This window comes from Jongsikchunia kroppenstedtii DSM 45133 (assembly GCF_000380485.1).
GTDB classification, from domain to species: domain Bacteria; phylum Actinomycetota; class Actinomycetes; order Mycobacteriales; family Mycobacteriaceae; genus Jongsikchunia; species Jongsikchunia kroppenstedtii.
Window position 1 is genome coordinate 37,393 of sequence record NZ_AQYG01000032.1, and the last position, 12,310, is coordinate 49,702.

Below are 12,310 nucleotides of genomic sequence, written 5' to 3' on the forward strand. Positions count from 1 at the left end.
AAATCCGTTGCGGCTCTAGAAGTGAGTGCCACCGTCGACACGGACCTCGGTGCCGGTGATGAACTTGCCGTCGTCGCTGGCCAGCATCGCGACCACCGATGCCACGGTCTCCGGCCCGGCGAAGCCCTGCCCCAGAGCTGGCGTCAGCTTCATGAACAGACGCATGTCGGCGTCCTCGGGCAGACCGGGGCCGTGGCTCTGCTGGCTCTGGCCGGACCCGTCCGTCATGCCCGAGGAAATGGAGCCCGGCTGCACCGCGGTGAAACGGATGCCGCGCGTGGCGTATTCGGCCGCGAGCGCATGGGTCATCGACTGCACACCGCCCTTGCTCGCCGCGTAGGCCGCCATGTAGGGGTGCGCGAACATCGCCGAGGTGGAGCTGAAGTTCACCACCGCCGCACCGTTGCCCTCGAGCAGCGCCGGGATGGATTCCCTGATGACCAGGAACGTGCCGACCAGGTTGATCCGGATGACCTGTTCGAACTCTTCGACGGTCGTCTGCTCGGTATGCGACGACCGCAGGATGCCCGCGGCGTTGACCAGCGCGTCGAGACCGCCCAACCACTCGACGGCGTCGGCGACGCCGGCCTTCGCGGAGGCCTCGTCGGCGATGTTCACGACGACCGTATGCAGGCGGTCGGCCGCGTCCCCGGCCTTGGTCACGGTGTCGGCGAGTCCGGACTCGCTGACGTCGGCGGCGACGACCCGACCGCCTTCGGCGAGCATGCGCAGGACCGTCGCCTGCCCGATGCCGGATCCGCCACCGGTGACGAGGGCGCGGCGGTTGTCGTAGCGGTTCATGATGGTGGACCTTTCGGGCTCAGAGTGGGGCGCGCGATGCCACGGGACAACGCTGGCCATTCTCATCCAATATGCGGCATCGGCGGGGTGCTCGGTACCGCGATGTTCCACCTGCCGAGCCACTTATTTCAGGGACGGCATGCCCCGATGGCACTCGCGCCGCTCGCTAGGCGAGCGCGGGCGCTGCGTGCTGGGCGCGCGACCGGCATACCGACCGCGGCCCTCGCGGGGCCGCCCAATGGTCGATCGCCACCAGCGGTGCGCGATCGAGGCTCTTGGTGCAGCCGGGTGCTTCGATGGCGCGGCCCACGGCCGCCGCCGCGGCCTGCACCGCGCTGGTCAGCGAACGGTGCTGCACCTGGGCGGTCGGGCCGCAGATCGAGACCGCCGCGCCGGTCGGGCGACCATATGCACGGATCGGTGCGCCGATGCAGCTCAGGCCGGGAACCAGTTCATCGCGGCTGTATGCGACGCCGGTTTCCTGTGCCCGGGCCAGCTCTTCGCGGAACCTGGCGCTCGCGGGTCCGGCGTCCGGCCGGGGCTGCGCGGGCGCCGTGCTGAGCAGCACCTTGCCCATGCTGGCGCGGTTGGCGTTGATCCGGCTGCCGACGCGGAACGGCAACGTGGCGGCGCGGCGTCCACCCGCCTGTTGCAGGATCACGACCTCGTCGTCGCGGAGGACGCCGAGAAATGCGGCATGGCCGGTGTCTCTGTAGAGCTCCTGGAGGATCGGCCAGGCGGACGTCATCAGCTTGTCGCTCTGGGCGGCGCCCATACCGAGTTCGAAGAGCGACGAGCCGAGGGCGTAGTGGCCGCCGTGACGAGTCAGCCACCCCATCCGGGCGAGCTGTTCGAGGATCCGGTGAACGGTCGACCGGGGGAGCTCGGTCCGGCGGGTGACATCGGACAGCGTCAGCGGACGCCCGGCTGCTCGGATGACTTCAAGAACAACCGACACACGCTCGAGGATGCTTCCGGACATCGTCACCGCTTTCTGTCTCGACTACTAGCCACTTGGCTAGTAGCGTGATGGCGGTTACGTTAACCCGGCCCTATGAACTGGTCAACCGATTGTGATGTAACCGGCGAGTAGGGGTAGGGGTCGAGACGAGAAGGTGAGCGGAAGTGGCCGAAGGCAAGATCGATCAGAGCGCGCGGCAGCGCGACACGGACAGCATCGTCACCGCGGCGCGCGCGCTGTTCGCCGAGCGCGGCCCGGCGCGGGTGTCGTTACGTGAGGTCGCGCGGGAAGCCGGCGTGAACTACGGCCTGATTCACCAGTACGTGGGCTCCAAGGAAGCGCTTCTGCGCCTGGTCTTCACGCGGTCATCGGCGGGGTGGGCGGACGCATTCTCCGACGCTGACCGGCTCGAAGACGCGATCGGTCTGCTGCTGCGGCCGAAGTCGGACACCTACGTTCGAATGCTTGCGCATCTGATTCTGGAGGGGCGGAACCCCGCCGAGCTGGAGGACGACACACCAGCGCTGCAGGCGCTGACCCGTCGACTCGAATCCGAGTTGGTGCCGTCCGCGCCCGTGTTGCCCGACCCGCGAATCCAGGCCGCCGTGATCACCGGGATCAGCATGGGCTGGGGACTGTTCGGGCCGTATCTGCGGATGCTCGCCGGGCTGACCGACCTGTCGCAGGACGAGCTGGATCGGCGCGTGTATGACTATGTGCGGCAGGTGTTTACGGAGCGTATCGAGGCGGCCGTCACCGACTGAGTCGCCGCGTCAGTGGATGATGTCGGCGAGGTAGCGCGTCGGCAGCTCCATGAACGGCGTGCGGTGGATCGCCCAATGCGGCAGATCCTCCATCGAGTAGATGTCCTGCTGGTTCACCGGCCGCCGCGGCCACGACGGGATATTCACCCACAGCCGCAGCAGATGACGGCGGCGGTCGATCTCGGGGTGGTCTTCATAAGGCGTGCGGCCATGGACGATCAGCCGGTTGTTGAGGAACTGGATATCGCCCGCGGCGATGTTCATGTCCAGATAGAACTCCGGCGATGCCGAGATCTCACAGAACAGATCCAGCGCCGCTTCCTGCTGCGGCGTGATCTGGAAGTATCCGGCCCGAGCCGCGTCACGCGTTTGGGCGACGTGGACGCACGAGGCGAAGACGCCGTCGGGCTTGGCGAAGAGGGCCACGTTGCCGGATGTGACGATCTTGCCGTCGCCGCGCTCGGCATCATGTTGGCTGCGCATTATGGGCATGCCGTCGTAGAGCACCTGTGCCAGTTCGGGATTCGTCTCGACCATGCGATCATGTACCGCCGCGGCGCTGGCGATCCGGCTCGCCCCGCCCGACTTGGCCTCCCGCAGGCACAGCAGTGACACCACATCGTGGCCGTCACTGTGCATATTCATCGATTGGGCCGATCGGTAGCCGCGCACGAGCTCGTCCACGAGGTCCGACACGTTCATCACATGACCGAGGATCTCGCCGTTGCCGGACTGCGGGATGATCACGCCGAGATGCGCGCCGAGGCCGCAATAGATGCGGGCCAGATCGTCGTCGTAGGCATCCCTGGACAGCCCGCGGATCAACACGAACCCGCGGCCCGACCACAGCTCGTCGCGAAGCCGCGCCAGGAATTCGCCGACGGTGTGGAGCGGAAAGGTATCCGGGGTGATCTCCGTCAGATCTAGATCACCGTGGCTCTTGAGCGTGCTCAGCGCGGCGTCGATCTCGGTGAGCTCGTCGGCAGACAGCTGCCACAGGCCGTCTTCGCGGTAGTCGAAGGTGCTGCCCAGCCAGGCGGTGCGGCCGCCGACCGGGGTGAGTGTGGTGTGAGCGTGGGTCATTCGCGGCTCCGGGTTCGGGTGTGCGGGGTTCAGGCTGTGATGGGCTCGGATTGCGGCCCGCGGACGAGACGTCCGGGAAGGGCGCCGGTATGTGCGCCGCTGCGGCTGACGACGATGCCGGCGACGATGGTCGCGGTGTAGCCGCGTGCGTCCTGCATCAGGCGCCGGCCGCCGGCGGGCAGATCGCGAACGACGCGCGGCAGACCCAGATCGAGATGGTCCAGATCGATCACATTGAGGTCGGCGCGGTATCCGGGCGCAACCAGACCTCGGTCGTGCAGTCCCATCATCTGCGCGCAGCGCCGGGTCATGACGTGAATCAGATAGGGCAGCGGGAGGCGCTCGCCCTGCGTCCGGTCACGACCCCAGTGGGTGAGCATGTGTGTGTAGATGCTGCCGTCGCAGATCACGCCGAGATGCGCGCCGCCATCACCGAGCCCGGGCACGGTGTGGTCGCTGAGCAGCATTTCGCGCGACGGTTCCAGGGAATGGTCGGCGTAGTTGGAGAACGCGAGATAGAGGACGTTGCGGCCGTCGCGTTCGAGCAGCTTGTCGTAGGCGAGGCTCTCCGGTGACACGCCCAGGCGTTCGGCTTGCGCGCGGATCGAGTCGCTGGCGGCCGGCTCGTAGTCGAAGTCGTCACCCATCTCGTAGAGCTGGTCGAAGTCGCGCACCCGCATGCCGATCGCGATGGTCGGGTTCGGGTCGTTGGCCTCGGCGAGGATGCGTTCCTTGACCTCCGGCTTGTGTAGCTCATCGACGCGCTCCGCCAGGGATCGGTCGGCCATCGCCAGATAGGTGGGGGTCGAATAGAAGGGATGCAGGGTCAGCTGCAGCCCGAGCAGGACGCCCAGCGGGCGCGGCAGCACCTGCATCGTCGCGGCCGTGCCGGAGGCATTCGCATCATCGACCTTGTCGAGGATCGTGCGCCACAGCTGCGGCTTGCCGTGACTCTGTACCAACGACATGCTGAACGGTCGGCCGGCCGCCGTGGCCTGGCGCAGCGCCATGTCGAGGACCTGTTCCCAGTCGTCGTTGTATTCGATGACGAACTGCAGGACGCCGGATCCGGCTCGCCCGAGCGCGCCCGCCAGCCCGGCGTACTCCTCCTCGGTGGCCGCCAGCGTCGGGGTGAGCTGGCCGTCGCTCGATCGGTGGAACATCGTCTGCGACGTGCCGAAACCGAACGCTCCGGCGTCGATCGCCTCTTCCAGCACCGCCGCCATCTGCGCGATCTCCTCCGGGGTGGCCTCCTCGCGGTTGAAGGCCCGCTCGCCCATGACGAAGGTGCGTAGCGCGGCATGCGGGACATAGCTGCATAGATCGGCGTCGAACTCGCGTCCGCTCAGGTAGTCGAGGTATTCGGGGTAGGTCGTCCACCGCCAGTCGACGCCCTCGCTGAGGACGACGTTGGGGATATCCTCGACGCCCTCCATGAGCTTGATCAGCAGGTCGCGATGCTCGGGCTTGCAGGGCGCGAAGCCCACGCCGCAGTTGCCCATGACGACGGTCGTGACCCCGTGGTTGGTCGACGGAACCAGGCGGTTCTCCCACGTGGCCTGGCCGTCGTAATGGGTGTGCACGTCGACGAAACCGGGGGTGACCAGCTGGCCGTGGGCATCGATTTCCTCGCGGCCGGCGGTCGGCACGTCGCCGACCGCCGCGATAACGCCGTCGCGCACCGCGACATCGGCCTGCCGCGGCTCGCCGCCGGAGCCGTCGATGACCATCCCGCCGCGGATGACTAGATCGAAGTCGGTCATGAGCGCCTTTCGCCGTCGTCACTGCATATCGACGCTAAGTCGGGACGTGTGCGTGGTCTCGCCGCTGTCCCACGCAGTAGAACGGCTCCCGAAAACCGGGAGGCCGCACGAGTCGCGCGAGAGATCGTTGCTGCCGCTTGCCGTATTCGGCGGGCCACTAGACTGGGGTACGTGCCAGGCCGTATCCCCGATCGCGACATCAGTGCGATCCGTGATCGCGCGCGCATCGAGGACGTGGTGGGGGAGTACGTCGCTCTCAAACGCGCCGGCGCTGATTCGATGAAGGGCCTGTGTCCGTTCCACGACGAGAAGTCGCCGTCGTTCCATGTGCGCCCGAACCACGGGCACTTCCACTGCTTCGGCTGTGGCGAGGGCGGTGACGTCTTCACCTTCCTGCAGAAGGTCGAGCACGTCAGTTTCGTCGAAGCGGTCGAGCAGCTGGCCGACAAGGTCGGCTACCAGATCAACTACGAGGGCGGCGGGACGGCGGTCCAGCGCGATCGCGGCACCCGCGCGCGCCTAGTGGCGGCCAACGCCGCCGCACAGAAATTCTATGCGGCCCAGCTGAATTCGCCGGATGCGCAGAAGGCGCGCGAGTATCTCAAGGAGCGCGACTTCGACGAGGCCGCCGCGACCCAGTTCGGCTGCGGCTATGCGCCGGCCGGCTGGGACACCATGACCAAGGCGCTGCTGGCACAGGGTTTCGACTTCAAGGAGCTCGAGGCGGCAGGTCTGTCGAAGATGGGCAAGAAGGGGCCGATCGACCGGTTCCACCGTCGGCTGCTGTGGCCGATCAAGAGCCTCGGTGGCGAGGTGATCGGCTTCGGTGCCCGCAAGTTGTTCGACGACGACAACATGGGCAAGTACATGAATACGCCAGAGACCATGTTGTACAAGAAGTCTCAGGTGCTGTTCGGCCTCGATCATGCGAAGAAGAACATCGCCAGGGGCCATCAGGCGGTGATCGTCGAGGGCTACACGGACGTGATGGCGATGCATCTGGCCGGTGTCACCACCGCGATCGCGTCGTGCGGTACCGCATTCGGTGAGGATCACCTGGCGCTGCTCCGGCGGCTGATGATGGACGACAGCTACTTCCGCGGCGAGGTGATCTACACCTTCGACGGCGACGAGGCCGGCAAGGCCGCTGCGCTGAAAGCCTTTGCCGGAGAACAGAGCATCGCCGGTAAGACCTTCGTCGCGGTCGCCCCGGACGGCATGGATCCGTGCGAGCTGCGGCAGAGTCAGGGCGATGCGGCCGTGCGCGATCTGGTCGCGCGCCGAGTGCCGATGTTCGAGTTCGCCATCAAGGCCATGCTCGGCGAGCACGACCTGGATATCGCCGAGGGGCGGGTCGCTGCGCTGCGGCAGACGGTCCCGGTGGTGGCGCAGATCAAGGATCGCTCGCTGCGGGACGAGTACGCGCGCCAGCTGGCCGGCTGGGTCGGCTGGGAAGAGGTGCCGCAGGTCATCGCGCGGGTGCGCGAAGAGGCGGCGAAGCGCGGCAGAGCGCCTGCGCAGCAGCGTCGTTCGGCGCCGGCTCGCAAGACCGACGGTCCGGCCGCAGTGGGCCGCCCGAGGCCGAACGATCCGCAACTGTGGCCGCAGCGCGAGGCGCTCAAATCGGCACTGCAGTTCCCGGGGATCGCCGGCTCGATCTTCGATTCGCTTCCCCCGGAGTGCTTCACCGACGAGGCCTACAAGGCGGTGCGCGAAGCGATCGCCGAGGTCGGCGGCACGGCATCGGGGATGGACGGGGCCGACTGGGTGGACACGGTGGGCAAGGCCGCCCGGGATCTCGTCGTCGCATCGCTGGTGACTGAGCTTGCGGTCGAGCCGATCCCTGTGGCGGAGAACGGGATTCCGCGGTACATCGGCAGCGTGCTGGCGCGGCTGCAGGAGGTGTGGGTGGGGGCCCAGATCGCCGATCTCAAGTCCAAGCTGCGGCGGATGTCGCCGGCGGAGGATCAGGACGCCTACAACGCCGTGTTCGGCGATCTCGTGGCCCTCGAGTCGTATCGGCGGAGCCTGCTGGAGCAGTCGATCGACCCCGGTGGAGAGGCGAGCACCGGTTGAGCGATCGGCCTCTGAGCACGGCGTTTGGTGCTTGGGCGGGGCGATAGGCTAAAGTCTCCTTCGGTCCAGACGCCGCAAGGCGCCCCGGATCGAGACATTCCCCCATAGCTCAATTGGCAGAGCATTCGACTGTTAATCGAACGGTTACTGGTTCGAGTCCAGTTGGGGGAGCAGAAAGACCAGTTAAAGCGCCTCCCGCGATTACGCGGGAGGCGCTTTTTTGCGTTCACCCACCGAAAACGGGAGACAGTTGCTCGTGCGCCGCCCGCACGTCCGGCACCTGCGCCGCCTTCTCGATGTAGTGCTGCCGCGTCACCGCCGGGCTCGAGTGGCCGAGCTGCGCAGCCGCGTCCTCGATGTCGAAATCCGCGTGGTCCTTGATGATCGTGCTAACCGTCTTGCGGAAGCTGTGCGGCGTCACCCACGCGAACTCCTCACCCCGGGCTAGGCGCCACTGCCGCTCGACGTTGTTCGTCGTGCGCGGCGTCCCGGTGCGCGAGGGCCACAGCGCACCCCTCTCGTCGACAGGCAGCGTGTGATCTCTCCGGCGGCATTCAGCTCGTCCAGCAGCCTTGCAGCAATTGGCAGTAGTAACGGGTCGGGGAGAGGCCGAACTGTTCGCGGATCGCGGCTTCTTTGTTGCCGGCGAATCGCCACCACTTGCCCTCGAACTCGAGTGTCGCGTGCTGCTGCTTGGTCAACATGACTTAGGCGCCGAATGTTTCGACTGCGGCGGCTTGGTGCAGGGCTTGCAGTTCTGTGGCCTGTCGAAGGGCCTGCCGGTCGTAGATGTCGAGCTGATCGTGCAGCCGATCGCCGGCCGGGTGCAGCGACAGACCCAGCTCCCACATAGCTTTCTTTGCGAGCACGAGAGAGCGCATTGCCTCGAGGGATATGGTGCGGCGCAGTGGCCCACGTAGCGGTCGCAATGTGTCCAAACCGATCCGCGTCATGGCCGTCAGTCCGAACAGGGGGACCGTCCAGAGTTCGGGTATTCGGCTGTTCGCCGCGGCCCACTTCTTGGCGAAGTCCACTTCCTCGGCGAGTTCGCCGGCAAGGTGATCGAGAGCGCCGTCCATCCATGGGTCGGCGGCGAGTAGCTCAGCGAGGCGGATGCCGCCGCTGGCGCCGGCCAGGTGAATGCGGATGTACATCGCGAGGGATTGCTGGCGGACTGCCATGTGGGCTCCTGAGTGTTGTTGTTCGCTCAGCATGCTGTGTCCTCGATCTGTTCGCTGAGCCACCGCTTCTCCTCACCCGTCAAAACTGAATCAACACCATCAGCATCGGTACGTCACCCCAAAGCTCATCGGTGGCTTCGGCGCCGTTCCGGGGCCAGCGCATCGCTTCGGCGAGCTGCTCGAGAGCGATCAGACGGCGTGCGGCGATCTGCTCGACGGCCGTCTCTTCCCGGGCGCGCAGGTGAGCATCGATGGGGAAGACACGGCGTTCGTCGTTGACGAGTTCATGCGCGATCGTCGATCTGCGTAATACCCCAACCGCGTTCACCCTGACGGCAGGCGCGGCGGACTATGTCATCGGCTGCTTCGCCACGTCTGGCTCGTACACCGAGACGGCGAACTCGAGAACCATCCGCATCCAGGGATCGGGCCTGAACAACCAGGACTATAACCGCAACAGCATCATCGATGGGACCGGTGCGACGTCGATCACTAACAAGGTGTCGATGAGCCAGTCGGCCTCGCCGAGTTCGAGGCGATCTGCCGGGCCGCGCTGGCGGTCGAAGATGCGGAGGGCGAGCCGTGAATCGATGTCGCCTACAGTCCGGGTGCTATGTCGTTGGGTGACTTTGTGTTCCACGACAATCCGCACAACTGTCGGGGCATCGTGCAGGTCGCCGATCCGCTGCGCGCGGCCGGTCAGGTGAACAACCGCGGTGTCGCCAACACGAGTTGGGGTTGCGCCGGGCAACGGCAACTGTCGGGGCCGTGGCCGTGGTATTCGTTCGCGATCCCGGACGATCCGATCGCGTCGTGCCCGGGGGACAACGGATTCCGGCAGATCGCCGACATGGTGACCGGTCTGCATCAGCCAATCCCTGCGCAGTGGTGGAACGCCGGGGCGACACTCGATCAGATTATGAAGCACTTGGTCGGTAACCCGAATCTCGATCCGTCCTACACGTTCCATCTGTCGCGTCACTGCGCGTACGCGGTGGAGAACATGCCCGGGTCGACGCAGACGTACATGCAGGCGGTCCGCGCGGCCGTCGTGTCGCTGATCGCCTAGGTAATCGAAGCGCCCCCCGCGCCGTTCAGGCAAGTACTCTGCCGACACATGGCGGGACCGAGCTGCTTCGACTGGTTTAGCGAAATCATCATCCCTGCGATCGGCGCGGCCGGGACGGTCGTGTGGGCCGTGGTATCCACATCGCGCGCGAATAGACTGGCCGAGCGTTCAATGCTCAGGGAAAAAGAACTTTGCCACGCTGGCGCGCGCCTACGTCAATCGCTGGCCAGAGGGCATTCCTGGCCCCGATCAGCAAAAAGAGGTCCGGCCAGCCGCGGTCATCTGCGGGCAGAACGCGTACGAAATAGCTGACTGGGTTCCGGATGCCGTCTGGCGAATCAATATCAGCGACTTGACCGCCCAGACTAAGAGGGACGGGTTCTGGGCATTGAAAAGGGAGCTTGACGAGTGGCTAGCGAATGGCTTGAAGACTCCGAATCTTACCCATCCGCTGGCAACGACACGAGGTTCTCATACAAGGGCGTAGTCGATGAGGTGGCTACGTGACCGAAGCCCGTCAAGAATTTGAATCTGCGGCTAGGGGTAGATCAGAAGGGCAGGCTGGTGATAATGACCCGAAGTGCCGTGCCGAGATTGCGATAGATCGCGCGGTCTTTTGATCGTTCGAAGTCTTCGGCTTCTGGGCGGAGGACGAAGTTGTCGAGCCACCAGGCCTTGAGGCGGCCGTATTGGGGCGCTGACGATTGGTTATCAACCACAGGCTTCCTTACTGCGCATAGAGAGCTGTCAGGCGATGCGCGGTCGTCATTTAGGGAAAGAAGCTCACTAGCCAGTTTAAGAACCGCCAGAGCTTGTTTTTCCTGAGCCGTTCGAGGTACTTGGGGTCGGCGGGGCCAATTACGTAGTTTCTGAACCATGTTCGTATGGGCCTAGAAGGCTTCGGTTCCTCAGTCATCTAAAACCCTTCGCGTCGCCTAATGGCCGCCACATAGGCAATACATTCGACAGTTTGTGCGGCTCAGCGTGGGTCTTGGGCTGAGCCAACATTTTTTGCGACTTTGCCGATAACGAGTTTGCGAACGTGTCTTTACATGGTGTCGTCGTCCTGTGCACCTACCTGACTATCGCCTTTGCGAGCTCGGGATTTTATCCACAGCACGAGTGGCACTCCGACAACGACGACCGGATAATAGCCCAGGCTTGTAGACAGAAAAAGGTGCGTCGATCTGGCTACTAGCAGAACTACAAGCGGAGGGAGGAGTATTAGAATATAAGGGAGATACTTCTTCGTCGGCAGTTTCGTTTGGCATCGTCCCTGGCGCCCGCTGTTTAGTTGCATTGGTCGTACTTCCATACGCCCTCTTCGTATGTCCAGTACCGTTTCTGTGTGTTTTCGCCGCCTTCTACTGTTAGGTATCGGATAACAAGTGCGTGAGTTCCACCGCCTGCGATGGCCCAGTGTTGTGTATTGGGCGCTGCCAAGGGATTTGCGGAGAAGCTTGTTTTTGCTTCGGCGACATATTGTGATTCTGATAGTTTTGCAGCGCAGCGGGCGGAGTACATTTTGTATGCGTCCGAGTAGTCCTGGTCATAGACCAGTTGGTACATGTGTTGAGCGCGGTAGATAAGCGCATCGGGGCTGTCGCTCGCGACACTTGGGCTTGACTTCGCACTACTTGAGGTGTGGTGATTTGCGGACGTGCCGCATCCGGCCAGGGTCAGCGGTGTCACCGCAACGACCAGGACCGTGATCGCCGATTGTTTCCACCAGATCGGTTTCATTTGTGTTCCTCCCTGGTCTTTAGGCTAACTGGGTGCCGTGTTGAGCGGGACATCCGGCGCCTGACGGCGAGTGTGGGACTGTGGCCGCCGCTGGATTAAAGCAGGGGCTGTAACCCAGCGGAATGGGCGCGGTGGTGGTTCCCCCTGTTTGCGAAGGCTGACTAGGCATGGTCATTGTCGGCAATGGCGTGTTGGTTGGGGTGTCAGTGGTGGTGGTGGCTGTTGTGGTTGGCGGGCTACTTGGTGGCGGTGGTGGGCATGTTGCATTCGCCCACACGACTGGAACATTAACCAGCGGTGCGACTTTGGTATGGATCGTGTAGTACCCGCTGGGCTCACACGGCGCGCCGTTTGCCGCGACAGCTATGACGACAAATCCCAGGTAAGCCGTGCATCCAATTCCGATTGCACCGCTAGCTATCGGGCCGAGTGAAAGCCCCCCAAGCGCTGCTGCACCGCACACTGCTCCCGCATAGGTGGCGCATGCACCCTCGCTGGCGCATTTGTAGAGTCCTGCACTGTTGAACCGTCCTGGGTCTGGCGGAGACCGTGAACGCACCAGGAGAATGCGGTCATGGCAGCACCACGCAAGTTCGATCAGGAGACCCGTGAGCGGGCGGTCCGGATGTATCACGATCGTCTGAAAGAGACCGGTGAGTCGAAACTCGGCGCACGCAAGCATGTCGGTGCGCTCCTCGACATCAATCCGGCCACGCTGCGCAATTGGGTCGAATCCGATGCGCCGGCCGAGGCTGGCGGCGGCGGCGGTGCTGCTGGAAGTATCTCGTCGGAGTTGAAGGCGCTGCGTAAGGAGAATGCCGAATTACGAAGGGCCAATGAGATCCTCAAGACAGCCTCGGCGTTTTTCG

General features: G+C 64.5%; 13 protein-coding genes, 1 tRNA gene and 1 pseudogene. 5 read left to right on the forward strand and 10 right to left on the reverse strand.

The window, feature by feature from the left end; all coding sequences use genetic code 11:
• Nucleotides 1-15: 15 nt before the first annotated feature.
• Nucleotides 16-801: an SDR family NAD(P)-dependent oxidoreductase gene (locus G341_RS0102030; RefSeq protein WP_018177439.1), complete on the reverse strand. Its 786-nt coding sequence runs from the start codon at nt 799-801 to the stop codon at nt 16-18.
• Between the two features lie 166 nt (nt 802-967).
• Nucleotides 968-1,759 (reverse strand): IclR family transcriptional regulator, encoded by a 792-nt coding sequence (locus tag G341_RS20725; RefSeq protein ID WP_162140695.1) that lies wholly within the window; start codon nt 1,757-1,759, stop codon nt 968-970.
• A gap of 167 nt (nt 1,760-1,926) precedes the next feature.
• Between G341_RS20725 and G341_RS0102040 the strand changes: the two genes are divergently transcribed.
• On the forward strand, nt 1,927-2,526 hold the full coding sequence (locus tag G341_RS0102040) for a TetR/AcrR family transcriptional regulator (RefSeq protein ID WP_018177440.1): 600 nt from the start codon (nt 1,927-1,929) through the stop codon (nt 2,524-2,526).
• Between the two features lie 9 nt (nt 2,527-2,535).
• Here the strand turns inward: G341_RS0102040 and G341_RS0102045 are convergent, their stop codons facing one another.
• Nucleotides 2,536-3,609, reverse strand: coding sequence for a TauD/TfdA family dioxygenase (locus G341_RS0102045; RefSeq protein ID WP_018177441.1), 1,074 nt, complete (start codon nt 3,607-3,609; stop codon nt 2,536-2,538).
• A gap of 29 nt (nt 3,610-3,638) precedes the next feature.
• Nucleotides 3,639-5,372, reverse strand: a complete 1,734-nt coding sequence (locus tag G341_RS0102050) for an N-acyl-D-amino-acid deacylase family protein (protein ID WP_018177442.1) — start codon at nt 5,370-5,372, stop codon at nt 3,639-3,641.
• Nucleotides 5,373-5,543: 171 nt separating this feature from the next.
• Here G341_RS0102050 and dnaG point away from each other — a divergent pair, with 171 nt between their 5' ends.
• Nucleotides 5,544-7,448, forward strand: coding sequence for a DNA primase (gene dnaG, locus G341_RS0102055; protein ID WP_018177443.1), 1,905 nt, complete (start codon nt 5,544-5,546; stop codon nt 7,446-7,448).
• A 98-nt stretch (nt 7,449-7,546) separates the two neighbouring features.
• Nucleotides 7,547-7,619: transfer RNA gene (locus G341_RS0102060), tRNA-Asn, on the forward strand.
• Between the two features lie 55 nt (nt 7,620-7,674).
• Here the strand turns inward: G341_RS0102060 and G341_RS23370 are convergent.
• The 4 genes and pseudogenes from G341_RS23370 to G341_RS20730 form a co-directional block, all read right to left on the reverse strand.
• Nucleotides 7,675-7,980, reverse strand: coding sequence for a tyrosine-type recombinase/integrase (locus G341_RS23370; protein WP_081622392.1), 306 nt, complete (start codon nt 7,978-7,980; stop codon nt 7,675-7,677).
• A 55-nt stretch (nt 7,981-8,035) separates the two neighbouring features.
• Nucleotides 8,036-8,152, reverse strand: a pseudogene (locus tag G341_RS23695) (DUF3263 domain-containing protein); the annotation flags it as partial.
• A 3-nt stretch (nt 8,153-8,155) separates the two neighbouring features.
• Complete coding sequence (locus G341_RS0102075; protein ID WP_245556887.1) at nt 8,156-8,662, reverse strand: hypothetical protein; 507 nt, start codon at nt 8,660-8,662, stop codon at nt 8,156-8,158.
• Between the two features lie 46 nt (nt 8,663-8,708).
• A complete protein-coding gene (locus tag G341_RS20730) occupies nt 8,709-8,957 on the reverse strand; it encodes a hypothetical protein (RefSeq protein ID WP_018177447.1) in 249 nt (82 codons plus the stop codon).
• Between the two features lie 291 nt (nt 8,958-9,248).
• Here G341_RS20730 and G341_RS0102090 point away from each other — a divergent pair, with 291 nt between their 5' ends.
• Nucleotides 9,249-9,698: a hypothetical protein gene (locus G341_RS0102090; protein WP_155826719.1), complete on the forward strand. Its 450-nt coding sequence runs from the start codon at nt 9,249-9,251 to the stop codon at nt 9,696-9,698.
• Between the two features lie 548 nt (nt 9,699-10,246).
• Here the strand turns inward: G341_RS0102090 and G341_RS23700 are convergent.
• Both G341_RS23700 and G341_RS23705 read right to left on the reverse strand, forming a co-directional pair.
• Nucleotides 10,247-10,417 (reverse strand): hypothetical protein, encoded by a 171-nt coding sequence (locus G341_RS23700; protein WP_155826721.1) that lies wholly within the window; start codon nt 10,415-10,417, stop codon nt 10,247-10,249.
• 571 nt (nt 10,418-10,988) lie between these two features.
• Nucleotides 10,989-11,441, reverse strand: a complete 453-nt coding sequence (locus G341_RS23705) for a hypothetical protein (protein ID WP_155826723.1) — start codon at nt 11,439-11,441, stop codon at nt 10,989-10,991.
• A 574-nt stretch (nt 11,442-12,015) separates the two neighbouring features.
• On the opposite strand from G341_RS23705, the gene G341_RS0102100 reads away from it, so the two are divergent.
• Nucleotides 12,016-12,310, forward strand: a 295-nt coding sequence (locus G341_RS0102100) for a transposase (protein WP_043450305.1), incomplete at its 3' end; no start/stop codon positions are given.